This window comes from Caldimonas mangrovi (assembly GCF_023721835.1).
GTDB classification, from domain to species: Bacteria; Pseudomonadota; Gammaproteobacteria; order Burkholderiales; family Burkholderiaceae_C; genus Caldimonas; species Caldimonas mangrovi.
The window spans coordinates 53,777-79,727 of record NZ_JAMKFE010000015.1 but is presented as its reverse complement, the minus strand read 5'-3'; the positions used below and the strand labels follow the sequence as shown (position 1 = coordinate 79,727).

Here is a 25,951-nt window from a genome sequence, read left to right as displayed (position 1 = left end):
TCAATCGGCGGGCGCCGAATGCACCGGCCGGTTGCGCGTCTCCCACCAGCGCATCACCTGCATCGGTGCGTCCGGCTTGCGGGCCGTGAGGTGCTTGACCAGCAGACGCGCGGAAACCGGCAGCGTCTTGAGGTCGCGGAAGCACACGTGCAGCGGCACCGATGCCCACATTTCGTTGAGCAGCAGCGTGCGCAGGCCCAGAGAGGCGGCATAGATCTCGGCCGTCGTCGTCGGCACGATGGCGAGGCCCAGGTTTGCCTCTACCATGCGGCATGCGGCCTCGAAACCGTTGACGCGGACGCGCACCTTGACGCTGGCGCCGCAGGCCCGCGCCATCTGCGTCAGCAGCAGGTCCCAGCCGCCTCGCGCTTCGAGCCCGATGTAGTCGTAAGCCAGCGTCTCGGGGAAGCTGAGGGACTGGCGTGCGGCAAGCGGATGCGTGGGATGAACGACCACGACATGCTTGACCGTTTCATAGTGCCAGTAGTGCAGCTCGTCTGGGTACGGCACGACCGGCGCGACGATGCCAACATCGGCGCTGCCGCGCTGCAAGGCCTCGAGGGTCGGCAACGTCGAGTGCTCCTCCAAATCGACGCGCACGTTGCGGTGCTCGTCCACGAAGGCCGCCAGATCCCCCGGCAGGCAATGGATCATGGCCGTGAGATTGGAGTACACCCGCACCTGACCGCGCACGCCCTTGGCGAACTCGCTCATCTCCACCATCAACTGCTGCAGGTCGCCGAGCGTCTGCTTGATGCGCATGTGCAGCGTCTCGCCCGCGTCCGTCGGCAGGACGCCCCGAGCGTGACGGTGCAGCAGGTTGGTGCCGAACAAGTGCTCGAGGTCGGCGATGCGTTTGCTGGCCGCCGACACCGCGATGTTGTTGCGCTTGGCACCCTGGTTGATGCTGTGCGTGTCGACGATGTCGGCAAAGAGATGCAGCGAGAACAGATCGAGGCGCATCGGGGCTTTCTCAACGTTCCGTAACGAATGCCCTTCGGCAAGGCGGGGGGCGATGATATCGAGTGCTCGCCGATGCGAGCAATGACGCCGGGTGCACAGGGGGCGGCGATTCAGTTTTCTTGCAACGCGAACGCTCGTTTTCCCAAACAACGCTTGTGCGCAAGTGCGCATTCCTTCACGCTGCGGCTGCCCCGTTTCGATCTTGGGGAACGGGTCGCTCACAACGACCCAATCCGAGTGCGGCGCCCCACCTGAGCGCTGCCACGGTCGGGAGATCGCAGGAGCAAAGGGAATCGACAATGGATCTGACGATTTGCGAGCCATTTCATGCGCCGGAAACACCGCCGGCGTGTTCCGTCCCCTCGATCGGCGCGCCCATGGCGTCTTTCGCAGCGACATCGCGTGACAGGGGCATCCAGCTGCCGCCCGCCCAAGGCAACGGCGTGCTGCTGTACGGCGAGCGCGATCTCGTGCCGCGCGGCGACGCTCGCCGCCGAGGCGGCATGCCGGGGCTGGTCAATGACCTGCTCAATGCAGGCACCATCGAGGAGCGCGAGCGTCTGGTACGCGGCATGCTGCACGCCATCGGCTTCGAATGGCTGGCCTACGGCACCACTGTGCAAATGCGCGGCATGTCGGCGCCGCGCAGCTTTTTCACCAGCTACGCACACCCTGCCTGGACGCAGCGCTACTTCCGCGAACGCTATCACGAGATTGACCCACGCCACCAGGACGCGCCCTGTTCGAGCCTGCCGCTGGTGTGGGACCTGCAGGACGTCGATGCGAGCGCGCAGACACGGGTCGCCATGGGCAAGGCGCGCCGCTTCCTGGACGACTTCCGCGACAGCGGCATCCGCAGCGGCGTGTTCTTCAGCCTCGCCTCGCCGGTGCATCCCAACGAGCGCACCGTGATCAGCCTGATGTCGAGTTCGCCGAGCCGGCGCTGGATCGTCGAAAGCGTGCTCGGACAGGCGTTGACGCTCGGACTGTCGATGCACGAGTTCCTGTCGCGCCACATGCAGCCGGATCAACCGCACGCCGACAACGGCACGCCGCTGTCGGCGTTGCAACGCGACATCCTCGACTGCCTGATCCGGGGGCAGAGCGACAAAGAGATCGCATCGAGGCTGCAGCTGTCGCTGCACAAGGTCGACTATCACCTGCGCCAGCTGCGCCGCCGCTTCTCGGTGCGCAACCGCGTGCAGCTGGTCAACGCCGCAGTCCAGGCGAGCGCGGTGAACTGACGGACTTCGCGCGTCTGCTCTTGCGGAATCGGCCGGGCTTGCCCGGCCGATATGCTTTCACGGTGCGTGATCGGGTTAACGAGTACGTGTCACCGCGCAGCGCGCTTCGTGGTGCAACGGATGTGCGCCATGGAAAAACCGCCCACACTGGGCGCGTTCCGTGCGTCAGCACGGAACCCTTTCTTCCGTCAGGAAGGAGAGCGAAGCGCAAGAGGAGACGGGCCGGTGTCCGCCGCGGACCCAACGGCGACAAGCGCAGCCGCGCTGGCGGAGCCGGCCCCGCATCCTGACGGCAATCGGGGCAGAGCCAAGTTACATTGTGCGGTCATCAGTGCACAGTCACGGTGCGCCGCATGCTGTCCGAGAGCGCATGCATGCGGCGAAGACCGGACGAGGAGAGCAGGACAGTTCATGGCCACCGCAATGCCGCTCAAGACCAAGATCGTGCTGCTGGCGGTGATTCCGCTGGCGGCAACGGTGATGCTGATGGCGCTGGCCGTGCGCTTTCAGGGGCAGGATCTGGCACGCCGCGAGCGGCAGCTGGTCGAGCAGGCCTACATGAAGTCGAAGGAAACCGAGCTGCGGCACTACGTCGAGCTCGCACTCAGCGCTTTGCAGCCCTTGTATGCCTCCGGCCGCGACGACGACGCCGTGCGGCAGCAGGCGATCCGGCTGCTCGCATCGATGGACTTCGGCAGCGACGGCTATTTTTTCCTGTACGAGATGAACGGCCTCACCCTGATGCACCCGCGGCAGCCGGAGCTGGTGGGCCGCAACCTGTGGGAAATGCGTGACCCGAACGGGCTGGCGGTGATCCAGGCGCTGATCGCGCAGTCGCGCAGGCCCGAGGGCGGCTTCGTGCACTATCTGTGGCGCAAGCCGTCGACTGGGCAGGTGACACCGAAGCTGGGGTATGTCGTTTCGCTCGAGCGCTGGGGCTGGATGTTCGGCAGCGGTCTTTATCTCGATGAGATCGACGCCACCCTGGACCAGATCGACGGGCAGGTGAGGGCCAACGTCGACCAGACCATGCTGATCATCGCCGGCATCGCGGTGTTCGGCGCTGCATTGATCGGCGTGTGCGGGCTGATCCTCAACCTGAGCGAGCACAAGGTGGCCTACGCCAAGCTGAGGCTGCTCGCGCACCAGGTGGTGCAGTCGCAGGAGAACGAGCGCGCGCATCTGTCGCGCGACCTCCACGACGGCACCAGCCAGACGCTGGTGTCGATCAAGCTGCTGCTCGAATCGGCGATCGAGCAACTGCGCCGTGCGCCGGTGGTCGGGGTGCCACCCGCCTTGACGAAGGCGCTCGCGCGCCTGCAGGACGCGGCCGCCGAGGTGCGTCGCATCTCGCACCGCCTGCGGCCGGCGCTGCTTGACACGCTGGGCCTGCCGTCGGCGCTGAAACACCTGGGCGAGGAGTTCTGCGAGCACAGCGGCGTCGCGTTCTCGATGCAACTCGAAGGGGCCCCGGTGGAACTGCCGGAAGACATCAAGACGGTGTTCTTCCGCGTCGCGCAGGAAGCCCTGACCAACATCGAGAAGCATGCCGGGGCGAACCGGGTCGAGATGGTGCTTGCGTTCAGGCGAGACGCACTTGTGCTCGTCGTGCGCGATGACGGTTCCGGTTTCGACGCCGCGTGCGTGCAGCAGGACCCGAGCCGCGGCATCGGCCTGCGCAACATGCGCGAGCGCCTGCAATCGATCGGGGGGCGCTGCGATGTGAACTCCAGCGCTCATGGCACCGAAGTGCGGGCGGAGGCCGGCTGGTCGGCGACCCGGGTGTTCGAACATCACGTACGGGCCTGACATGCTGCGCGACACCATCCGGATGCTGATCGTCGATGACCACCCGCTCGTGCGCGAAGGACTGACAGCGCGCCTGTCCAGTGTGCCGGGCATCGAGGTCGCGGGCGACACCGGCAGCGCGAAACAGGCGCTCGAACTGCTGCCCAGGTTGCGGCCGGACCTGCTGCTCACCGACATCGGCATGAAAGAGATGAACGGTATCGAGCTGACGCGTGCGGTGGTGCAACAGCACCCGGCCGTGGCCGTGCTGATCCTCAGCATGTACGACAACCCCGAGTACGTGCAGCAGTCTCTGCTGGCCGGGGCGCGGGGCTACGTGTTGAAGGACGCGCCTTCGTCGCAGATCGTCGCCGCGATCGAGTCGGTCGCCGGCGGCGGCACCTACCTCAGCCCCGGCATCGCCAGCCGGTTGTTTGCGCAGCGCAGTGTCGAGCGCAACCTGTCGCAGCGCGAGAAGGAGATTCTCGACTGCCTCGCGAAAGGCCAGTCGAGCAAGCAGATCGCACGGGCGCTCGACATCAGCGTGCGTACCGTCGAGTCGCACCGGCAGAGCATCAAGCGCAAGCTCAACCTGGCGGGCCAGGCCGAACTGATCAAGTACGCGGTCGAACGTGCGCGACCGTGACATACGTCGGCAGGGCGTCGAAAAAGAGGCTCAGGGACGGGATCCTTCGCATTGCATTCGACTCTCGCCCAGATAGTCTGGCCGCGATTGCCGTCGAAGCCCACGAAACCCGATACCGGAGACCGACATGAACATCTGCCGAGCGAACTGGATCGCGCGTTGCAGCGCTGCCTTGCTGTTGACATGGTGCGCCGTGAGCCAGGCGCAACCGCTGCGTGTGGGATTGATCGGGCCGTTCTCGGGAGGCTCGGGCGACTTCGGCAACAGCGCGCGCTTCGGTGCCGAACTTGCCGTCAAGGAGATCAACGCGGTGGGCGGCTTCCTCGGCCGGCCGCTGGAGTTGGTGGTGCGAGACGACCAGGCGGTGCCCGACGTCGGCCGCCGGGCCGCCGAAGACCTGGTGCTGAAAGAGAAGGTGGCCTTCACGATCGGCTTTTGCAACACCGGCGTTGCGATGAAGGCGCTCGACGTGTTCCAGCAGAACAAGCACCTGCTGATGGTGCCGTGCTCGCAAGGCACGGCGGTGACCACCAAATACCCACCGGCCGAGAGCTACATCTTCCGCATTGCCCCACCCGACCTGCTGAACGCCAAGTTCCTGATCGCCGAGATCGTGGACCGCCGCAAGCTCTCTCGCGTGGCGATCTTTGCCGACCAGACCGGGTATGGCGAAGGCGGACTGAAAGACCTGACCGCCGAGCTCGAAAAGCGCGGGCTGAAGCCGGCCTACATTGCGCGCTTCCCGCTCGGCGTGACCTCGCTGCACGAGCAGATGCGTGCCGCTCGCGACGCCGGGGTCGAAGCGATCGTCGCCTACACCGTGGGCCCGGAGCAGGCTGCGGCCGTCAAGAGCCGCCTCGAGGTCGGCATGAACGCGCCGTTCTTCGCCCCGTGGCCGCTGTCCTTCGGCAGCGTGCTCGAGAACGCCGGCGCCGCTGCGGTGGAGGGCACGATGATGGTGCAAACCATCGTGCAGGACAACTTCAACGAACGGCGCGCGTCGTTTCTTGCACGCTATTTCAAGCACTCGAATGAAAAGCGCATCGGCTCACTGATGGCCGCAGCGCAGGCATACGACGCGGTCCACCTGATGCTGTGGGCGTTGTTCCAGACCAAGGGCGACTACTCGGGCGATGCGCTCAAGCAGGCGTTGGAGAATCTGGAGCGCCCCTACCAGGGCGTCGTCACGACATACAGCCAGCCGTTCACCAGCGCGGACCACGATGCGATCGCGATCAACATGCTGTGGCTCGGCGCCTGGCGCAAGGGCCAGATCGAGTACTACTACCGCGAGGATGCCAAGCGGGCTGGCTATGTCAGGCGCAAGGAGGTTCGATGATTTCTATGCTGCGTTGCATCAACATCCTCTCGTTTTCCCGTGTTTTCTTGTGATCCTTCCACACGGCGGTGCGCGTCGCGTCTATATTCGTCAAGCCTCGCTGCAGGTGCATCCGAGGCCAGGCGCCTGCCGCCGATCGCAGCGGCTCTCGGGCGCAGCTTTCCAATCCGGGCGAGCGACACGCCGCGAGATGCAAGGAGACGACCGATGCTGGCAGCGCAATGTGTCTTCACCATGCTGAGCGCGGAACATTCCGTGATCCGTCGCAACTTGTCCGCGCTCATGGACCTGGTGCGAACCGACGGCTGGCATCGGCCCGGTGCGATGCTCGACCGGCTCGGCGATCTGGTGAAATTCCTGCATACCTACGAGCGGGACTTCCACGCCGGCAAGGAGCGCGAATGTCTGTTGCCGGCGCTGCAGGGCCGCGGCCCGGAAGCTGACCGGCTGGTACTCGAAGTGGAACTGGCCGACGCCCACCACGGCGTGCTGCTGTCGCGTGCCCTGGCGTTGTTGCAGGCACTGAGCCGGGGCGACTCGGCGCGCGCCCCCGAGCTGGCCGATCTGCTGGGCCACTACGAGGCCGGCGTGCTCCGGTTGCAAAGCATCGAGGAGGGCGAACTGTTCAGGATCGGTCAGGAGCTGCTGTGCGGCGAGGACTGGTCGCAGATCGCTTCGGCGATGTCCCGCGGAGCGGGAGGCAGCCGCCGCCCGCCCGTCTCGGGGTGGCAGACCGCCGGTGGCAGCACGTCGCGTGCGGCCTCGTCCCACCCCCTGCACTGAGGTTTTCCAACGGGCTGCGTTCAGGCGATGGTGCTGAACAGCACCGCCTGAAGCAGGTAGCCGTGCTTGCCGGTCGCTGAAGACTACCGGGCTCCGGTGCGCGGGCTTTGAACTTCAAGGGTGACAGGCTGGGCTTCGACGGCATCGCGACGGGCCGCTGCGGTTGCGATGCCGTCGCCATGGACACCGGCGAGGACTGGTCCTTTCGTCGTGAGACGCTGTTGCAGGCCTGCACCGAGCCTGCACTGATGGCGCTGGTGCGTGCTGCCATGAGCCGCGAAATCGCGCGCGACCGTGACTCGCTGTTGTCGCTGTGCACGCTGCCGGCCGATGCCCCGTGGCGGACCTCCTGCGCTCCTGGACCAAATCGCGGGCGATGCGCGGCTTGCGCACCGACCAGATCACGCTGCGGTTGATCCATGCGGAGATCGGCGACCGTCTCGGCATGAAGCTCGAAACGATCTGCCGAGCGATGTCACGGCGGGCTCGCGACAACGTGGTCCGCTTGGCCGGACGCGGTCGCCGCGACGTGCAGATTCCCGACGTCGGCGCTCTCCGTGCGTTCATCCAGCGCCGTCGGGCAGCCCGGTCGCCGGGGTCGCAACCGCGTCACCGCGGCCGGTGATGATCACCAGCCCGCAGCGAAATTGCTCGCCCCACTGCCGCGCGATCACGAAACCCTCCTCGCCGGGCAGCCCCAGGTCCGGCAGCACCAGCTCGGGCGGGTCCGACTTCATCAATTCCGACAGCGAGTGGCCGTTGTGCAGCTGGCTGACGCGGAAACGTGGCCCTTCAGGCAGTTGGCCAGCAACCGGGTGATGTCGACCTCGTCGTCGAGAACGGCAATGTAGGAAGAGCTCACGAGAGACAAGAAGGGGAGGTGGAAGTTTCTGCGGTATCGAACGCCGCCGGCCCGGCACAGCGCCGGGGGGCGTGCTGGGCAGGCATCGGCGATGCGTGCGACAGAAGTTGCGCCGCCGCCCCTGGATGGCCGTCAAGAATCGGCGGCAGCCGAGCGGGACCCGGGCGGCGTCGTGATACCTTTGCCGCTTGTTGTTTCGACCGCCCGCCGCGCCGCCCACAGACTCATGAGGTTGCCTCGCATTCCGCCATGCTGCGTTCCACGATAACGATGCTGTGGCGCGCACTGGCCGTCCTGTCGCTGGCGGCAGGGGTGATCGGTGTTTTCCTGCCGGTGGTGCCCACCGTGCCGTTCGTGCTCGTCGCGGCATGGGCGGGCAGCCGTGGCTGGCCCGCGCTGGAACGCTGGCTGCTGGAGCACGCGGTCTACGGGCCGCCGATCCGGCAGTGGCGGGAGCGCGGTGCCGTGTCGCGCCGCGCCAAGTGGTTTGCGACGGTGGCGATGTCCGGCAGCAGCGTGATGATCTGGTTCTTCCCGCTGCCGCTATGGCTGCAGGCGTCCGTGTGTTCCGTCATGTTCTGCGTGGCCTGCTGGCTCTGGATGCGGCCAGAACCGTGAAGACGGCGCGCTTGCTACCCCGTTCCTGTCACTTCCTACAGTTCACATGACCGGTCGGCTCGTCTTGAATGCCACACCAGCGTGAGGCCGGCATTCGTCGTGATCGTCGTGAGGAGCGACGCGGCGGTAACCAGATGTCGAACCGGCCCACGTTCCGGGCTCACGCTTGCGCGGAACGGCGGCAGCGGCCACACTTGCCCGGCAGCCGTCCGGCCGAGGCCCCCGGTCGATCCAAGGGGCCCATACAGGAGAGGCGCCAGGACCCGCATCAGCAGGCCCGGCGAGACCGAACGCACTATTAGAAGGTACAAAGGGACCTGATGTTCCATCCCACCGCCGAGCTTCTGCCGTACTGGTACACAGCGGCCGTGCTCCTGGTCGACGACGACGAGGGCTATCTCGACGCCCTGGCTTCGCTGCTGTCGGCCGAACGCAAGATCTACACCGCCACCAGCCACCGCGAGGCGCTCGCGCTGCTCGACCGGTCGAAGGCGCTGAGTCGCAACTTCATCCGGCGCAGCACCGATCAGAGCACCGCCCCGCACGAGCACATGGTCACGATCGACGCGTCACGCGTCACCAGCCTGGCACAGGAGCCGCGGCGCTACGAAGAAATAGCGCTGGTTGTCGCTGACTATTCGATGCCCGATGGCGACGGGCTGAGCCTGTGCCGCTCGATGCTCGAGTTCCCTTGCCGCCGCATCCTGCTGACCGGCGCGGCCGACGAGCGCCTGGCCGTCGACGCTTTCAACGAGCGGCTGATCCATCACTTCATGCGCAAGGCCGACCGGCTGACGGAACAACTGCAACAGGCCGTGGCAGTACAGCAACACGCCTATTTCCGCGAATTGACCCGGCCGCTCGCCGAGGGGCTGCGCCAGCGACTCGGCGCCTTCGAGCACGAGCCCCCGGTCGCCGCGGCCGTGCTGGAGCTGTTTGCCGCGATCAGCGCCACCGAGTACTACCTCTGCACCGAGCCGGGCGGCTACCTGGTGCGCACGGCGTCGGGACAATGGCGCTTCCTGCTGGTGCAATCCGGCGAGGAGCGTGAATCGACGCTGGAGATCCTGCAAACGATGCCGCGCTTCGAGACGTTGGCCCGCCAGCATGCCCAGGGGGATTCGCTGGTCTACCTGTCGGATCCGTCGCGGCTGCCGAGGGCGGGCGGCTACGAAGGTTTCGTGGTGCCGCCGCTGCGCACCGTGGCGGCCGGCGGCCAGACCTACCGGCTGGCCTGGGTTGACGCGCCGGGTCACATGACACCGCATATCGCACGTGGAGGCCGCTCATGAGCCGGTTGGCCTCGACAGGCACCTTCGCACCGGTTCGCGCGCGCAAGCAAGGCAGCTTGATGCAGGCCTTGCTTGCCAGGGCGCGGGCGAGCGTCGGCACCTTCCATCTGCAGGGGGGCTCGCCGTTGCTCGATGCGGTGCTCGACAGCGCGATCGATGCCTGGCCCGCACGCATCTACGTCGGCCTGATGGGCGTGATCGGTTTCCCGATGTATTACGTCGTCTGGACGTACTGGGCGCCACAACCCTACGAATCGCTCGGGCTGCGGCTGGCGATCGCCGCGCTGTTCCTGCCTTTCCTGCTGCCGCGGGCGTGGCTCGAGCCGCTGCGCCGCTTCTGGCCGTGGTACTGGCACGGCACGCTGCTGCTTGCGCTGCCGTTCTTCTTTCTGTTCATGGCGCTGGAGAACAACACCACGCCCTGGGCACTGAGCTATGTCACGGCACTGATGTTCACGGTGGTCCTGGCGCCGGCTCCGGTCGCGGCCGTGATGTTGTTGACCGGTGGTCTGCTCGCCACGTCGCTGCACCTGCTGCGGCACCCGGATGTCCAGTTGTCGACCCAGTTGATCGTTCAGGCATGGCCGGTCGTTCTGTTCGCGTTGGGCGGGGGTCTGGTGCTGAACGTTGCGGTGGCGCAACATAAGCGCCGCCGCACCGAGGCGCTGCTGTCCGTGGCCGGCTTCGTCGCGCACGAGTTGCGCACGCCTCTGACCGCGATGGAAATGCAGGTCGCGGCCTGTCTGCGCGAACCGCACAATGCCGCCGAGCGGCTGCCGGCGATGGAGCGTGAGGCGCGGCGTGCGCACATCTTCATCGACATGCTGCTGTCCAGCATCCGGCCTGCCAGCTTGCAGGTGCAGGCACACGAACTGGAGCCGGTCGGCATTTCGAACGTGGTGCGCAGCGCGGTGCAGCGCTATCCGTATGCCAACGAGCGTCAGCGCAAGGCGGTCCAGGCGCAGATGTCGCACGACTTCACGGTCGCAGGGGTGGAGATCCTGCTCGAACACCTGGTGCTGAATCTGATGAAGAACGCCTTCACCCACGGCGGGGGCGCCGCCGGCTTCCGTGTCACGATCACGAGCGAGTCCCGTCCCCACGCCAACGTGCTGGTGATCTCCGACAACGGCCGGGGCATCGACGGCGGAGACCTGCCGCGAGTGCTCGATCGCTACTACCGTGGCGGCAACCCGGGCGGAGCCCTCGGCTCCGGGCTCGGACTGTCGTTCTGCCAGGACGTCATGCGCAGCCTGGGCGGACACCTCGAAGTGCAGTCGGCTCCCGGCGAAGGAGCCAGCATGAAGTTGGTGTTCCCGCACTGGCCCGCTGATCAGCAGGCCACGGCCTCCTGAAGCTCTGCCGCCGCTTCGGCCGGGTTCGTCTCGCGTGTGTCGCGCGCTTCGGCTGACGGCCGCGTTGCCGCACCACGCCCGGGCTTCAGGAACGGACGGGCGTACTCCATGGCTTCGAGCACGCGGCCGATCTCGTAGTCGTTCAGCCCGGCGTTGACCGTCAGCCGCAGGATGGCGTTGCGCCATTCGGTCGCCGGGTACCAGAACAGCGAGCCGTAGATGCCGCGGCGTTCCATCGCGTCGCGCAGCGCCACCGCGTTCAGCACCGGGCCGCTGCGGATGCCGATGATCTGCTCGGTGCCGTTGCTGATGTCATAGCCGAGTTCGGTCATGCCATCGCGCAGCAGCCGGGTGTTGCGCCACAGCCGCGTACGGCGGTCCGGTTCGGACGCGATGACGTCCAGCGTCGCGTCGAGCCGTGCGACTTCATGTTCCAGCAGTGTCGAGCTGAAGATCGCCGGAAAGGCCGTGAAGCGGATGTACTCGACGTAGCGTTCGCTGCAGGCGATGAAACCGGCGCGGTAGGCGAACGCCTTCGCGAGGCTGGACGTGATGAAATGGACCCGGTCCGACAGCCCGAGCGTGTGCACCAGGCCTTCGCCGTGCGCACCGTGGGTGCCGAGAGAATGGGACTCGTCGACCACGAACACGCAGCCGAATTCCTCGGCCATGTCAGCCATGCGCGCCAGCGGGCAGACGCTACCGCTGGTGCTGTACACCGAGTCGACGACGATCACGCCCGGCCCGTTCTCGACGATGAGCCGGCGCAGGTCCTCGGTGTCGTTGTGCTTGAAGTGCACGGCGCGGGCCTCGGCGGCGTGGATACCCTGCCACAGCGAGGCATGCGCGTACTGGTCGATGTAGACCGGCAGCCCTTTCTGAGCGACCACCTGCAGCAGGCCGACGTTGGCGTCGTAGCCGGACTGGCACAGGATGCCGGCGTCCATGCCGACGTACTGGGCCAGTCGCTCCTCGAAGCGGGCCGACGGCGTGGCCCCTCCGCGCAGGAACACGAAGATCGGCGACATCACGCTCGACGACGAATGGCGCCGCAGGCTGGCGACGGTCGATTCGACGATGTGCGGATGCTCGGCCAGCGACAGGTAATCGTTGCTTTGCAGCGAAAGGCTGGCGCTTGCGGGAGCTTCAACGCTGTACCAGAAGGGCAAGCCGGGTTTTTCAGGGTGATCGAAGAACCGTTTGCGGAAGAAGCGGTCGATCTGCTGGTCGAGAAAGTTGGGGGTTGCGGCTCGCGTCATGTGGAGGCTCCTTGGTCAAACAACAGGAAAGGGACGAACCCTGGGGAAAACCGGCGGCGCTCCGCATGCCGGACGGCACGGAGACGACGAGGTGGAGGCCTTGAACGAAGACGGTAAGGGCGTCTTCTTTGTATTCTTGTGAACGCATAGCCGCTGCGACGTTGCATGAGGCCGCGGAGGCACCTCGCGGGTGCCGGCGGGTCAAGGGTCGCGCCTGCGCGCAGCTTCGTGGATTGCGTGCTTTGGTGCAAGCGTCCGATGGATGGAGGGCGGTGTTCGGTCAACCGTCGAGCTTCCCCGAGAGCCGAAACCGTGATCTTGTCGGCAATGCAAGCGCTTGTCCCACAAGGGATTTCTCCACTCCCCGGCGGCCGCGGATCGGTGCAGCAGGGCGCCGGCCTAGAATGCCGCGCATCCGTCCGTTTTGATCAACCATGAGTCCTACGCCGCCCGATGAGCGCAGCCGAGCGCGGCCCCGGGGGCCGAGCGCAGGGCTGGCATGGCTGCGGTCGCTGCTGCGCACGGTCGCCGCAGCCGCTGTGCTCGGCGCGGTGGCCATGGTGGCGGTGATGCTGCTGGCCGGCGTGGCCTTCGCCATCGCTTACCCGAACCTGCCCGAGATCGACGAGCTTACCGACTACCGGCCGCGGCTGCCGCTGCGCGTGTACTCGACCGACGGCGTGCTGCTCGGCGAATACGGCGAGGAGCGTCGTCATTTCCTGCGGCTCGACGACATTCCCCAGGTGATGCAGGACGCGTTGCTGTCAGTCGAGGATGCGCGTTTCCACCGCCACGGCGGGATCGACTACCTGCGCGTGCTGGGCGCGGGGCTGCGCAATCTCGCCGTGCCATTGAGCCAGGGAGCCTCGACGATCACGATGCAGGTGGCACGCAACTTCTACCTGCCGACCGAGAAGACCTTCACCCGCAAGCTCTATGAAATGCTGCTGGCACTGAAGATCGAGAGCCAGCTCGGCAAGCGGCAGATCCTCGAGGCCTACATGAACCAGATCTACCTGGGGCAGCGGGCCTACGGCTTTGCGGCGGCGAGCGAGATCTATTTCGGCAAGCCGCTGCAGGAGGTCACGCTGGCCGAGGCGGCGATGCTGGCCGGCCTGCCGCAAGCGCCGGCCACCCACAACCCGGTCGTCAACCCGCAGCGCGCCCGCACGCGCCAGCTGGTCGTGCTCGAGCGCATGTACCGCACCGGCGTCATCACGGGCGAGCAGCGCGATGCTGCACGCGCAGAGCCGCTGCGCTATCGAGTGCGCCAGGCGCTGCCGGTGTATGCCGAGCAGGCCGCCGAAGCGGCTCGCTTGCTGGTGTTCAGCCACTACGGGGCCGAGGCCTACACGCGCGGGCTCAATGTGCACCTGACGATCGACTCGCGCGAACAGCAGGCGGCCTACCGCGCCGTGCGACAGGGCGTACTCGACTACGAGCGCCGCCAACCGTATCGGGGGCCGGAAGGCTACGTCGATCTGCCGGCGCAACCCACCGACGTGGACGACCGGGTGGCCGAGGCACTGCAGGCGCACCCCGACAGCGACGACCTGCGCGCGGCGGTGGTGCTTGACGCGGCCCCGACGCAGGTGACGGCGATGCTGCAGGACGGCACGCTTGTCAGCGTTGCCGGCGAAGGCCTGCATGCCGCGGCCGCAGGCTTGGCGCGGGATGCCGGGCCGAGGCAGCAGATCCGCCGCGGCGCCGTGGTGCGGCTGCGTGCGGCGGACGACGGCAGCTGGTCGCTGACGCAGTTGCCCGACGTCGAGTCGGCTTTTGTCGCGCTCGACCCCCGCAATGGCGCTGTGCGGGCGTGGGTCGGCGGGTTCGCGCCATCGCGCGGCGGTTTCGACCGCGTCACCCAGGCCTGGCGCCAGCCGGGCTCGAGCCTCAAGCCCTTCATCTATTCTGCTGCGCTGGAGCAAGGCTACACGGTGGCGACCGTGATCGATGATGCGCCGCTGACGCTCGACGCCGCAGAAACCGGCGGCCAAGCGTGGGAGCCGCGCAACTATGACGGCACCTACCAGGGGCCGATGTCGCTGAGGCGCACGCTGGCGGCGTCACGCAATCTGCCGGCCGTGCGGCTGATGCGGGCGATCGGCGCACCCTACGCGCAATCGTGGCTCGAACGTTTCGGCTTCGATGCGCAGCGTCACCCCGCCGTTCCATCGATGGCGCTCGGCGCCGGAACCACAACGCCGCTGCAACTGGCACTGGCCTATGCGGTGTTCGCCAACGGCGGCTACCGTGTCGAACCCGTGCTGGTGCGCCGGTTGACGGATGCGCACGGCCGTGTGCTGAAAGAAGAAGCGCTGCCGGCGCTACCCGACGAGGCCATGCGTGCCATCGATGCACGCAACGCTTTCGTGATGACCGACCTGCTGCAGGAGGTCACTCGCTCGGGCACGGCGGCGTTGGCGCAGCAGGCGCTGAAGCGCCCCGACCTGTACGGCAAGACGGGCACCACGAACGACGCCATGGACGCCTGGTTCGCGGGTTTCCAGCCCAGCGTGGTCGCCGTAGCCTGGATGGGCTACGACACGCCGCGCAAGCTGAGCGACCGGGCGTCCGGCGGCACGCTGGCGCTGCCGATATGGATCGACTACATGCGTGCCGTGCTGGCCGATGCGCCGGTCGAGCTGCCGAGCGTGCCCGACGGGGTGGTGAACATCGACGGCGAGTGGTACTTCAGAGAGTACACGCCCGACAACGGCGTGCACAGCCTCGGCGTGCCGCCGGTGCTGCCGGCATCGACCGAGGACGAACGCAGGTCCATCCTCGATCTGTTCAGGGACTGACCGGCCGTCCGGCGTCCGTCATTCGCAGGGCACGATCTTGAATTCGACACGACGGTCGAGCGCGTCGACCGAGTTGTCCGAGCCGCTGCCGACGATGTTCTGCCGGAAGCCCATGCCGACCGGCTTGGTGCGTGCGGCAAGTTCGGCCGCTTCGGACGACAGGCGCTGCTTCACGTAGGCTGCACGCTGCAGCGACAGCGCGTCGTTGGCCTGCTCGGAGCCGGTCCGGCTGGTGTGGCCGATGATGTTCATGCACGCCTTGGCGAGGGTCGCTTCGCGCGCGATCTGGCGCAGCCACATGCCGTAGGCACCGCTGATGCGGGTGTCGGACCAGAACTCGGTGCTGCCAGGGTTGAACAGGAACTTCACCCCCAGCTCGTTGTAGGCGATGCCCATCGCCACCACACGGCCGAAGGCCTGCTCGGCTTCCTTCATGCGTCCGAGCTTGACGTTGGTGAGGTAGATGCCGTTGAGCACGCGCAGCTGTTCGCCGGCCGGCGTGGCGAGCGCGCTGCGGTACTGGCCCAGCGCGTCCTGGTAGCGCTCGGAGTTGTACAACGTGGTCGCCTCGTTGATCAGCGTGGCGGTGGCGATGCGTTCGAGGTAGGTGGCGTCGGCGCGCTGACCCGGCGCCGTGGCCGACGTGCGCACATAGCCGTCGACCACCTTGTCCTTGGCCAGCAGCACCGGGCTGTCGCGGTAGTAGGGCAGCGGGTTGTGGTCCAGGCCTTCGTCGCGTGCCACCGCGGAAGACTGTGCGACGACGTTGCCGCTGCGCAACTCGGTCAGTGCAAGGTTGATCTTGAGCGCGGCCTTTTTCGAGCGTGCGGTCTGCACGCGCGTCATCGTGCCGGTCAGCAGGTATTGGGCCTTGCCCAGGTTGGACGACTGGAAGGGCAGGATCTCGATCTGGTCGTACTTCGCCGTCATGTGCTCGGTGACCTGTTTCTCGAGCGTCTGCGTGGCCCCGGTCTGCTGGCCGCTGCCGGCGTCGAGCATCGGGTCGAGCACCACGCCGCGCTTGGCGATCTTCGATTCGACCTTGGCCAGGAAGGCCGGCAAGGTCTGCGTCTGCGAAACCAGGCCGTCGGTGGCCTGCACGACGGCCTGCTCGAACGGCAACTCGTCGGTGACCCGGGTGGCCTGCGGTGCCGCGCAGCCGGCGACGAATGCAATCAATGCAAGCAAGGCAGCGGCGAGCGCTCCTCGCTGTCTTGTGGTGGTTGGCTTCATTTGCATACCCTCTTCAGAAAATCGGTCTCGCTGGAACTCAGGGCCTGGAGTGAGGCCTTTTGCAGGATGTCGGTGCAGCGTGCCTGGTCAACCGCCGAGACGGCCGGGGCCGGGGCCGGCGCGGGAGCCGGGCGCGCCGGCGCCGGACGGGCCGATGCCTCGATGCGCACAGCCTGCACCGGTGCAGGTGCGGGTGCCGGTGCAGCGGCCGGCATCGGCGTTGGTCGAGGCGGCACGACCGCCTCGGCAGCGGGTGCCGGTGCGGCGGCGGGGGCGACGGCCGGCATTGCGACGGGCGTGGGTGCCGGCTCGTGTGCGCGTCTTGCGGCGGCCGGCGCGGCCACGGCCTGCAGCGGGCTCTCGATCACCGCGGGCGTGCCAGCAGGGGCAGCTTCGACGGCCACCGGCGGCACAGCAGGACCAGTCACATACGTCCACGCGGCGGCACCGCCCAGCAGCGCGACCGCCAGCGCGGCGATGGCGACGCCCTTGCGGCTGCCCTGCGCGGAGGCCGCTCCGGCCGGTGTGCCCGTGCTTTCCCCGGGCACGCCCGGGCGCGGCGTCGCCTGGGGCGCGGAGGCCGCCTGCGCCGGTTCGATGCCGAGCAATTGTCGGAATTGGGCGACGCTCTGCGGTCGGTCCTGCGGCTTGACCGACAGGGCGGTATCGACGGCGCGCAGGAATTGGTCGCTGTAGCGGCCGGCGGCCTGCTGTGCCAGCGGCTGCAGCCGGTCGGCGATCAGTCGCTCGACCGACGACATCGGCGTGGTGCCGGTGATCGCGTAGTAGACAACGCAGGCCAGTGCGTAAAGGTCGGTCCAGGCGCCTTGTGTCATCGACGGCGCCTCGCCGTACTGCTCGATCGGCGCATAACCCGGTTTCAGCACGACGGTCAGCGCATGCGTCATGTCGCCCACCACGCGGCGGGCTGCACCGAAATCGAGCAGCAGCGGGCCGCTGTCGGTGAGCAGGATGTTGTCGGGTGCGATGTCGCGGTGGTAGCAACTGGCCTGGTGCATCACCTCCAGTGCATCGAGCAGCGGGCGCAACCAGCCCCGCAGCGTGGCCTCGTCAGGGCGTTGACCCATCGCCGCGAGGGCGGCCTTCAACGTGGGGCCCTGGTAGTAGGGCATCACCATGTAGGCGGTGCCGTTCGCTTCCCAGAAGCGGTAGACCTTCACCAGCGCCGGGTGGTCGAAGCGCGCCAGCAGCCGCGCTTCGTTGACGAAACTGCGCAAACCGACCTTGAAGGTCTCCGCGTGCCGCTCGGACTTGGCCGCCACGTTCGCGCCCAGTGTCGAGCGCGACGCGAGCGATGACGGCATGTATTCCTTCAGCGCGACCTGCCGCTGCAGCGAGGCGTCGTACGCGAGGTAGACGATGCCGAAACCGCCTTCGCCGATCAGGCCGGTGATCTCGAACTCGCCGAGCCGGGTGCCGACCGGCAGCGTGTGGCTCACGAGCGCGGAGTTCGAAAAATCCTGCCCGCGGTCAGGCATCACGGACGACGGCCCGATGATCGTCTTGTCGTCGTCCGATGAAGCCTGGGTCATGCGCTTTCCTCGCGATGGCGGCCCGGGCAGGGGCCCCGTGCTACGTACAGAAACAAAGGCAGTCATTGTCGCGCGTACGCCTCGTCACACCACCCGCGGATGAGGGTGGCGTGCCCTGCAAGTTAGGGATGGATCACGACGTTCGAGCCGGCTGCCGTGGGCGATGTCCCATGAAGGGGGGACAGGCAAGGCAGGGCGGCATCGACGCTGCCCACCTTGCCCACGGCGGGGAGTTGCGCTTGGGACGATGATCCGATCGGTCGCCAGGGTGAAGGGACACGCCGTGACGTCATCGCTGTGGTCGCGCCGCCAGGTGCTGGTGCTGGGGCCGGGATGGATGGCCGTGCCAGCAGGGGGCCAGGCTGGGCCGCCTGCGGTCGAATTGTTGCGTCGGGGCGGTGTCGCGGTGCTGCTGCGGCACGCCGCGACGGTGGCCGGCGTGGGCGACCCACCGGGTTTCCGGCCAGGCGATTGCCGCACCCAACGCAACCTGTCCGAGCAAGGCCGCGAGCAGTCGCTGCGCATCGGCCGGTGGTTCGGGCGGTACACGCTGACCCCGTCCGCGGTGCGGTCGAGCGCGTGGTGTCGCTGTGTCGACACTGCGAAGCTCGCGTTCGGCCACCACCAGCCCTGGCCCGTGCTCGATTCCCTGTTCGGCAACCGTGGCGAGGCGCCGCGTCGACGTGAGCGCATGGCGCAAGCATTGCGGCGGCTGGAACCGGGCCGCTTCGAGGTGTGGGTCACGCATCAGGCGAACATCATGGCGCTGACGGGTTCCGCTGTCGCAGCGGGCGAGGGCCTTGTCGTGCAAGCCGGCCAGGCAGGTACATCAGCGCAGGTCGAGGTTGCGGCTCGCATCGGGTTCGAGCAGGGCTGACGGTTCGTGCGCACTTTGAATTCCGTATACACCGTGCAAAATCCCGCCATGCCCGACCGCCTGCAAAAACTCGAATCGGCTCCCGACCTGGTCGAGAAGGTGTACCACGCGCTGCTCGACGCGATCAGTGAAGGTTCGCTGCCGCCCGGCACCCGGCTGAACCAGGAAGAGCTGGCACAGCGGCTCGCGGTATCGCGCCAGCCCGTGGTGCAGGCGATGCGGTTGCTGAAGAAGGACCGCTTCCTGCTCGACGCTGTGGGCCGCGGCCTCATCGTCGCGCCGCTCGACCCCGGCGAGATCGCCCAGATCTATGAAGTACGCAGCGCCCTCGACGCGCTGGCGGCGCGGCTGGCCAGCCAGCATCGCGCACGCATCGATCCCAAGATCCTCGAGCGCGGCCGCAAGGCCGCCACCGGCAAGAGCGTGCGCGCGATGATCGAAGCCGACACCTCGTTCCACAACGCGGTCTATGCGGCGGCGCGCAACGCACTGCTGTGGCAGAGCGCTCACGTGCACTGGCACCACATCCGGCGTGCCATGGGTGCGGCGCTGCAGGCTTCGTGGCTGCGCGAGGTGGCGTGGGACGACCACGAACACATCGCCGATGCGATCGCGCGCGGCGATGCCGACGAAGCCGCGCGGCTCATGGGCATGCACGGCGCCGAAGCCAGCCTGTACCTGACCGAGCGGCTCGGCCAGGCACTGCGACCGCTACAAGGCTGACCTTGAATTTGATTACAAGATCTTTCAAATAAATTAATGAAAGCTTATTGAAATCGATTTCACGTCTCGCTATCGTGCGTTCCAGCAGGGCCCGCAGACGGTCCTGCGTCTTCAACCAACACCTGAGGAGACGACATGAACGCACGCCATCGGGCGAGGCGCAGGCTGGCCTTTGCCTGCACTTTTGCATCCTTGGTCGCGGCGGGCCTGGTGGCCTGCGGCGGAGGCGGTTCCGACGACCCGCCGGATGACCGCATCCCCACCACCGAACTGAGGGACTGGCCGCAGCTGCGCAGCGCGATCGCGACCGATGCGGCGCTCGAAGCCGAAGTGGAGGCGCTGCTCGCCAAGCTGTCGCTGGCCGAGAAGGTCGGCCAGATGACACAGGTCGAGATCCAGGGTGTCACGCCCGACGACATCCGCCAGTACCACATCGGCTCGGTGCTCAACGGTGGCGGCTCGTTCCCGGGCCAGAACAAGGCCGCGGCGGTCGACGACTGGCTGGCACTGGCCGACTCGCTGTGGGAGGCATCGGTCGACCCGGCCAATGCCAACCCGATCCCGCTGATCTGGGGCACGGACGCGGTGCACGGGCACAACAATGTGCGCGGCGCGACGATGTTCCCGCACAACATCGGCCTGGGCGCGGCACGCGACCCCGACCTGATGCGCCGCATCGGCGAGGTCACCGCACGCGAGGTGGCCCGCACCGGCATCGACTGGGCGTTCGGCCCGACGCTGGCCGTCGTGCGCGACGACCGCTGGGGCCGCACGTACGAGGGCTTTGCCGAGGACCCGCTGCTGGTGCAGTCCTACGCCGGCGAGATCGTGCGCGGGTTGCAAGGCGCACTGGCCGACGATGTGCAGGCGAACGAGAAAGTGGTGGCGACCGCGAAGCACTACATCGGTGACGGCGGCACCATCGATGGCAAGGACCAGGGGGTGACCCGCGTCGACGAACGCGAGCTGATCAACATGCACGGCCGCGGCTACTTCACGGCGCTGCAGGCCGGTGCGCAGACAGTGATGGCGTCGTTCAGCAGCTGGCAGGACGCGGCGCAAGGCGATGCGGCACGCGCCGACAAGATGCATGGCCACAAATACCTGCTGACCGACGTGCTGAAGACCAAGATGGGCTTCGACGGCTTCGTCGTGTCGGACTGGAACGGCATTGGCCAGGTCAACCAAGCCAACAGCGACTCGACCGTCGACTGCACCAACGCCGACTGCGCGCACGCGATCAACGCCGGCATCGACATGGTGATGGTGCCGTACCGCGACGACTGGCTCGCGTTCATCACCAACACGATCGCGAGTGTCGAGGCCGGCGAGATCCCGATGGCGCGCATCGACGATGCCGTGCGCCGCATCCTGCGCGTCAAGCTGCGCGCCGGCCTGTTCGACAAGCCCAAGCCGTCCGAGCGGCTGGCCTCGCGCGAGGTCGGCAGCGCTGAACACCGTGCGGTGGCGCGCGAAGCGGTGCGCAAGTCGCTGGTGCTGCTGAAGAACAACGACGGGGTGCTGCCGCTGGCGCGCGACGCGAAGATCCTGGTCGCCGGCAAGAGCGCCGACAGCCTGGCCAACCAGACCGGCGGGTGGACGCTCACCTGGCAAGGCACCGACAACGTCAATGCCGACTACGGCGGGGGCCGCACGCTGTGGCAGGCGGTGCAGCAGATCGCGCCGAACGCCGAACTCGACACCAGCGCCGGCGCCGACCTGGCCACGCCCGAACATGACGTGGCGCTGGTGGTCATCGGCGAAACACCATACGCCGAAGGCATCGGCGACATCGGGCCGAACAAGACGCTGGAGCACGCGCGCTGGCGCCCGGAAGACCTGGCGCTGATCGACGCGTTGAAGGCCAAGGGCGTCAAAAAGATCGTCACGGTGATGTACTCGGGCCGTCCGCTGCACGCCAACCGCGAGATCAATCGCTCCGACGCCTTTGTCGCCGCCTGGCTGCCGGGCACCGAAGGCGACGGCCTCACCGACGTGCTGTTTCGCAAGGCCGACGGCAGCGTCGACCACGACTTCAGTGGCAAGCTGTCGTACTCGTGGCCGCGCTCGGCCTGCCAGGTGGCATTGAACCGCGGACAGGAAGGCTACGATCCGCTGTACCCCTACGGCTACGGGCTCAGCTATGCGCAGCCGGGCGCTGCGCAACCCCAATACGACGAGACCAGCATCAGCCAGGGCTGCGGCCAACCGCCGGGCGGCGGCGGGGGCTCGGCCACCGAGCCGATCGGCTTCTTCAGCGGCGGCGCGGTCGAGCCCGGCTGGGCCGTGCGCATCGGTGCGCCGTCGAGTTGGAGCAATGTCGTTGCGTTGTCGACCGCGAGCAGCACCGAGCCGCCGCAAGGCGAGATCACCGCGACGCCGGTCGACGACGAAGGCGGCCGCCAGTGGGCTGCGATCCGTGCGCGCTGGAACAACGCGATGGGCCAGCTCTATCTGCAAAGCCAGAACGAGAACGACAAGGTCGATCTGCTGCCTTACCTGAATGCCGGTGGTGCGCTGGTCTTCGAGGCCCGGGTCAGCACCGCGCCGACCGACGCGGTGAAGCTGCGCGTGGACTGCGGCTACCCATGCATCGGCGAGATCGACGTGACCTCGGCGATGAACGCGATGCCGGTCAATGGCTGGACCGAGCTTGCCGTCCCGCTGCAGTGCTTCGCCGACCGCGGCACCGACTTCTCGGGCATCAACACGCCTTTGCTGGTGTACAGCTCCGGCAGCTTCGAGCTGTCGGTGGCGAACGTCCGATGGGAGCCTGGCAGGGCGGGCAACGTGTCGTGCGAAGGCGCGTTGACCGGCACGCCATGAACACGCGCGTATAGCGGTCGCCGTTGTCGACCGGCGCAGGCGCTCGCGGCCTGTGCCGGTCCGCTTTCTCGCGGCCGCGCGGACGCCGACCGGATTGCCGCTTTCCGGGCATGACGTTCGCGATCGAGGAGTTGTCATGACCCAGGCAGCTTGTGCTCGCAGCCACTCCCGCGGGGGCGGGGCAGGCGTCGCCGCCTGGACTCATGCCGCCTCGCCTTCACGAGACGCCGACAGCTCGATGACGGGAATGCGCGTCGCTGCCCAGGCACCGAGGCCGGCGAACAGGGCGAGCGACAGGAACACGAGGCGGAAGGCCCGTGCCACTTCGGCGGGTGCCAGTTGTGTCAGGCCCACGGGCATGGCAGCGCGGCTCGCACCCGGCTCAAGATGCAGCAGCGCGAATGCGAGGCCCGCGAAAGCCGCCGTGCCGAACGAGGCGCGGGACGACCGCGTCAGCGAGATCAGCGCTGCCGCCGCACCCAGCTGCCGACGCCCTGCAGCGAGCTGGGTCCACAGCTGGGCATTCGGCATCACGAAGCCCAGGCCCAGACCGCAGCAGGCTGCCGCGAGCAGTGTCAGCCAGGGCAAGGGCGGGGCGAGTGCGAGCACGAGCAGAGCCATGGCGCATGCGCCCAAGCCCCGCGCGGGAAGGTGGCCGGTCCTGCCGGAACGAACCGTGAGGTGTCCGTTCAGCCACGACCCGAGAACCACGCCGACCGTCAGCGGCAGCATCTGCATGCCGGACGCCGAGGCTGAAGCACCATGGCCGATCTGCTGGTAGATCGGCAGCAGGAAGACCAGCGCGAACAGCGTGCTCGCGAAGAACAAGACTGACGCGGACACCCATCCCATCGACGGCAGGCGCAGGATGTCCAGTGGCAGGAACGGGTGGGGGTGGCGTCGCTGCTGGCGCCACAGCAGGCAGCCGTAGAGCGCGGCAAACCCGGCGAGTGCGCAGCCTGCGGGCGAGCGCATCGGCAGCTGATGTCCGACCATGCTCAGCCATGACAAGGCGCCGACGGCCGTGACGGCGAACAGCAGCACGCCCAGCGGATCGGGCGGTGCCCCGCGCGTCGGTGCCACATCGGGGACGGGCAGCCGCGAGACGCGCCAGTACGCGAGCATCGACAACGGGAGACTGCCGAGGAACAGCCACCGCCAGCTGACGTGGTCGATGACCAGCCCACCGACGACGGGGCCGCCAACGCTCGACGCCGTGAAGACCAGCGAGAAGTAGCCCTGATAACGCGGACGCTCGCGTGGCTCGACCAGCTCGCCGATCAGGGCCTGCGACAGCACCATGAGGCCGCCGCCGCCCAATCCCTGCACCGCGCGCGCACCGATCAGCAGCGACATGCTGGGTGCCGCCTCGCACAGCAGCGTGCCGGCGGCGAACACCACCAGCGCGACGTGCAGCAGGTTGCGGCGGCCCAGTCGGTCGCCGAGCCGACCGTACAGCGGCGCCATCACCGTGGCAGACAGCAGGTAGGCGACCGCGATCCACGAGGTACCGCTCAGTCCGCCCAGCTCAGCTGCGATCGCGGGGGTCGCGGTTGCCAGCAGCGTCTGGTCGACCGCGGCGAGGAACATCGGCAGCATGACCGCGGTGAACAACGCAATGACACGCTCGCGGCGCGGCTCGGCTCGGCGGACAAGGGCTCGGCCGATGCCGCGGGTGGCGCGCCGTCGGAAGGCTGTTTCATCGGTGCTTCGTGGCTTGGCGGATCAGGCAGATCCGCATGAACCTGGAGCATCCTAGTACAACGTCTGCGGACATCCTGCGTCAAAGCGCGTCGTCATTCCGGCAGGGGGATCCGAGGGACGCTGCGCTGGCCCGGCACTGCACGAGCGGGGCTGCACCGACCCCTTCGTGCTGCACTGCGCAGCGCTTCCATTTTTCGAATCTTGACCGTGGTCAACGACGATCGCCGGGCCTCGCGCCGACGATGCCGCCTGTTGCTACTCATCCGCAAGGAGGTCGAGATGGCGAAGATGAAGGCCGCGATGGCGGCGGTGCTGGTGATGGAGAAAGAAGGCGTCACCCATGCGTTCGGCGTGCCGGGCGCGGCCATCAACCCGCTGTATGCGCAACTGCGAGAACGCCAGTCGATTGCGCACGTTTTGGCTCGCCACGTCGAGGGCGCTTCACACATGGCCGAAGGCTACACGCGCGCCAAGGCCGGCAACATCGGCGTGTGCATCGGCACTTCGGGGCCGGCCGGCACCGACATGATCACCGGGCTGTATTCGGCGTGGGCGGACTCGATCCCCATCCTGTGCATCACCGGCCAGGCACCGCGTGCTCGGCTGTACAAGGAGGACTTCCAGGCCGTCGACATCGAATCGATCGCCAAGCCGGTCACCAAGTGGGCCGTGACGGTGCGCGAGCCGGCGCAGGTGCCTCGTGCGTTCCAGCAGGCCTTCCATCTGATGCGCTCGGGCCGCCCGGGCCCGGTGCTGATCGACCTGCCGGTCGACGTGCAGATGGCCGAGATCGAATTCGACATCGACACCTACGAACCGCTCGCGGTGTACAAGCCGGCCGCCACGCGCCGTCAGGTCGAGAAGGCGATGGACATGCTGGCCGCAGCGACCAAGCCGTTGATCGTCGCCGGCGGCGGCATCGTCAACGCCGATGCATCCGATCTGCTGGTCGAGTTCGCCGAACTGACCGGCGTGCCGGTGATTCCCACGCTGATGGGCTGGGGCACGATCCCGGACGATCACCGCCTGATGGCCGGCATGTGCGGCCTGCAGACCTCGCACCGCTACGGCAACGCCACCATGCTGGCGAGCGACTTCGTGCTCGGCATCGGCAACCGCTGGGCCAACCGCCACACCGGCTCGGTCGAGACCTACACGCGCGGCCGGCGCTTCGTGCATGTGGACATCGAGCCGACGCAGATCGGGCGCGTCTTCATGCCCGACTACGGCATCGTCTCCGATGCCAAGGCCGCGCTCGAACTGTTCGTGCAGGTCGCCCGCGAGCGTCGCGGCCAGGGCCGGCTGGCCGAATACGGCGACTGGGCCGAGCGCTGCGCCGAGCGCAAGCGGCTGATGCACCGCAGGACGCAGTTCGACAACGTACCGATCAAGCCGCAGCGGGTGTACGAAGAGATGAACTCGGCGTTCCCGCGCGACACGGTGTATGTCTCCACCATCGGCTTGTCGCAGATCGCTGGAGCCCAGTTTCTGCATGTGTACGGCCCACGGCAGTGGATCAACTGCGGCCAGGCCGGCCCCCTGGGCTGGACCATCCCGGCGGCGCTGGGTGTGGTGGCGGCGGATCCGACACGCACCGTGGTCGGCCTGTCGGGCGACTACGACTTCCAGTTCCTGGTCGAGGAGCTCGCCGTCGGTGCACAGTTCCGGCTGCCCTACGTGCAGGTGCTGGTCAACAACAGCTACCTCGGGCTGATCCGGCAGGCCCAGCGAAATTTCGACATGGACTACTGCGTGCAACTGGCCTTCGAGAACCAGAACGTCGAAGACGACGTGCTGCGCAACTATGGCGTCGACCACGCCAAGGTCATCGAAGGCCTGGGCTGCAAGGCATTGCGTGTCACCGATCCTGCCAAGTTGCAGGTGGCTCTGCGAGACGCGCAGGCGCTGGCACGCACGCACAGCGTGCCGGTGGTGGTGGAAGTGATCCTGGAGAAGGTCACGAACATCTCGATGGGGACCGAGATCGACCAGGTGGTCGAGTTCGAGGACATCGACTGCCGCCATCCGGCGGGCGTCAAGGGCCTGGAGCTGGCCGGACTGCTGGACTGAAGAAAAAAAAGG

21 protein-coding genes are annotated in these 25,951 nt (G+C 67.4%); 15 read left to right on the top strand and 6 right to left on the bottom strand.

The window, feature by feature from the left end:
* Nucleotides 1-1,287: a LysR family transcriptional regulator gene (locus M8A51_RS20765; protein ID WP_251780446.1), complete on the bottom strand. Its 1,287-nt coding sequence runs from the start codon at nt 1,285-1,287 to the stop codon at nt 1-3.
* Nucleotides 1,288-1,340: 53 nt separating this feature from the next.
* On the opposite strand from M8A51_RS20765, the gene M8A51_RS20760 reads away from it, so the two are divergent.
* From M8A51_RS20760 to M8A51_RS20730, 7 genes are all read left to right on the top strand, one after another.
* A complete protein-coding gene (locus M8A51_RS20760; protein WP_251780445.1) occupies nt 1,341-2,207 on the top strand; it encodes a LuxR family transcriptional regulator in 867 nt (288 codons plus the stop codon).
* 411 nt (nt 2,208-2,618) lie between these two features.
* A complete protein-coding gene (locus tag M8A51_RS20755; protein WP_251780444.1) occupies nt 2,619-4,016 on the top strand; it encodes a cache domain-containing protein in 1,398 nt (465 codons plus the stop codon).
* A 1-nt stretch (nt 4,017) separates the two neighbouring features.
* The gene (locus tag M8A51_RS20750) at nt 4,018-4,641 is read left to right on the top strand and encodes a response regulator transcription factor (protein ID WP_251780443.1); all 624 of its coding nucleotides are present in this window, start codon (nt 4,018-4,020) and stop codon (nt 4,639-4,641) included.
* Between the two features lie 127 nt (nt 4,642-4,768).
* Nucleotides 4,769-5,980 (top strand): ABC transporter substrate-binding protein, encoded by a 1,212-nt coding sequence (locus M8A51_RS20745; RefSeq protein ID WP_251780442.1) that lies wholly within the window; start codon nt 4,769-4,771, stop codon nt 5,978-5,980.
* A gap of 207 nt (nt 5,981-6,187) precedes the next feature.
* Nucleotides 6,188-6,763, top strand: a complete 576-nt coding sequence (locus tag M8A51_RS20740) for a hemerythrin domain-containing protein (protein ID WP_251780441.1) — start codon at nt 6,188-6,190, stop codon at nt 6,761-6,763.
* A 107-nt stretch (nt 6,764-6,870) separates the two neighbouring features.
* Complete coding sequence (locus M8A51_RS20735; protein WP_251780517.1) at nt 6,871-7,179, top strand: hypothetical protein; 309 nt, start codon at nt 6,871-6,873, stop codon at nt 7,177-7,179.
* Nucleotides 7,140-7,388, top strand: a complete 249-nt coding sequence (locus tag M8A51_RS20730) for a helix-turn-helix domain-containing protein (RefSeq protein ID WP_251780511.1) — start codon at nt 7,140-7,142, stop codon at nt 7,386-7,388. The genes M8A51_RS20735 and M8A51_RS20730 overlap by 40 nt, the downstream gene beginning before the upstream one ends.
* On the opposite strand, the gene M8A51_RS20725 is transcribed toward M8A51_RS20730, so the two are convergent.
* Nucleotides 7,327-7,500, bottom strand: a complete 174-nt coding sequence (locus M8A51_RS20725; protein ID WP_251780516.1) for a response regulator — start codon at nt 7,498-7,500, stop codon at nt 7,327-7,329. The two genes, M8A51_RS20730 and M8A51_RS20725, sit on opposite strands and share 62 nt — an antisense overlap.
* 374 nt (nt 7,501-7,874) lie before the next feature.
* Between M8A51_RS20725 and M8A51_RS20720 the strand changes: the two genes are divergently transcribed.
* The 3 genes from M8A51_RS20720 (at nt 7,875) to M8A51_RS20710 (ending at nt 10,890) form a co-directional block, all read left to right on the top strand.
* Nucleotides 7,875-8,243 carry a YbaN family protein gene (locus M8A51_RS20720; protein WP_251780440.1) on the top strand — a complete coding sequence of 123 codons (369 nt, stop codon included), beginning with the start codon at nt 7,875-7,877 and terminating at the stop codon, nt 8,241-8,243.
* 320 nt (nt 8,244-8,563) lie between these two features.
* A complete protein-coding gene (locus tag M8A51_RS20715) occupies nt 8,564-9,535 on the top strand; it encodes a response regulator (protein WP_251780439.1) in 972 nt (323 codons plus the stop codon).
* A complete protein-coding gene (locus tag M8A51_RS20710; protein WP_251780438.1) occupies nt 9,532-10,890 on the top strand; it encodes a sensor histidine kinase in 1,359 nt (452 codons plus the stop codon). Before M8A51_RS20715 ends, M8A51_RS20710 begins: the two co-directional genes overlap by 4 nt.
* On the opposite strand, the gene cqsA is transcribed toward M8A51_RS20710, so the two are convergent.
* Nucleotides 10,869-12,149 carry an alpha-hydroxyketone-type quorum-sensing autoinducer synthase gene (cqsA, locus tag M8A51_RS20705; RefSeq protein ID WP_251780437.1) on the bottom strand — a complete coding sequence of 427 codons (1,281 nt, stop codon included), beginning with the start codon at nt 12,147-12,149 and terminating at the stop codon, nt 10,869-10,871. The genes M8A51_RS20710 and cqsA overlap by 22 nt on opposite strands.
* Nucleotides 12,150-12,583: 434 nt before the next feature.
* Here cqsA and M8A51_RS20700 point away from each other — a divergent pair, with 434 nt between their 5' ends.
* Nucleotides 12,584-14,953: a penicillin-binding protein 1A gene (locus tag M8A51_RS20700; protein ID WP_251780436.1), complete on the top strand. Its 2,370-nt coding sequence runs from the start codon at nt 12,584-12,586 to the stop codon at nt 14,951-14,953.
* Nucleotides 14,954-14,971: 18 nt separating this feature from the next.
* On the opposite strand, the gene M8A51_RS20695 is transcribed toward M8A51_RS20700, so the two are convergent.
* Nucleotides 14,972-16,186 (bottom strand): OmpA family protein, encoded by a 1,215-nt coding sequence (locus tag M8A51_RS20695; RefSeq protein WP_251780435.1) that lies wholly within the window; start codon nt 16,184-16,186, stop codon nt 14,972-14,974.
* On the bottom strand, nt 16,183-17,739 hold the full coding sequence (locus M8A51_RS26390; RefSeq protein WP_280926118.1) for a serine/threonine protein kinase: 1,557 nt from the start codon (nt 17,737-17,739) through the stop codon (nt 16,183-16,185). The genes M8A51_RS20695 and M8A51_RS26390 overlap by 4 nt, the downstream gene beginning before the upstream one ends.
* Nucleotides 17,740-18,022: 283 nt before the next feature.
* Between M8A51_RS26390 and M8A51_RS20680 the strand changes: the two genes are divergently transcribed.
* The 3 genes from M8A51_RS20680 to M8A51_RS20670 all read left to right on the top strand — a co-directional run bounded on the left by M8A51_RS20680 (nt 18,023) and on the right by M8A51_RS20670 (nt 22,165).
* Nucleotides 18,023-18,616, top strand: a complete 594-nt coding sequence (locus M8A51_RS20680; protein ID WP_251780434.1) for a histidine phosphatase family protein — start codon at nt 18,023-18,025, stop codon at nt 18,614-18,616.
* Between the two features lie 48 nt (nt 18,617-18,664).
* Nucleotides 18,665-19,339: a GntR family transcriptional regulator gene (locus tag M8A51_RS20675; protein WP_251780433.1), complete on the top strand. Its 675-nt coding sequence runs from the start codon at nt 18,665-18,667 to the stop codon at nt 19,337-19,339.
* A 135-nt stretch (nt 19,340-19,474) separates the two neighbouring features.
* The gene (locus tag M8A51_RS20670; RefSeq protein WP_251780432.1) at nt 19,475-22,165 is read left to right on the top strand and encodes a glycoside hydrolase family 3 protein; all 2,691 of its coding nucleotides are present in this window, start codon (nt 19,475-19,477) and stop codon (nt 22,163-22,165) included.
* A gap of 201 nt (nt 22,166-22,366) precedes the next feature.
* Here M8A51_RS20670 and M8A51_RS20665 read toward each other — a convergent pair whose 3' ends face one another.
* Nucleotides 22,367-23,764, bottom strand: coding sequence for an MFS transporter (locus tag M8A51_RS20665; RefSeq protein ID WP_251780431.1), 1,398 nt, complete (start codon nt 23,762-23,764; stop codon nt 22,367-22,369).
* A gap of 384 nt (nt 23,765-24,148) precedes the next feature.
* On the opposite strand from M8A51_RS20665, the gene gcl reads away from it, so the two are divergent.
* Nucleotides 24,149-25,939, top strand: coding sequence for a glyoxylate carboligase (gene gcl / locus M8A51_RS20660; protein WP_251780430.1), 1,791 nt, complete (start codon nt 24,149-24,151; stop codon nt 25,937-25,939).
* The last annotated feature ends 12 nt before the right edge of the window (nt 25,940-25,951 follow it).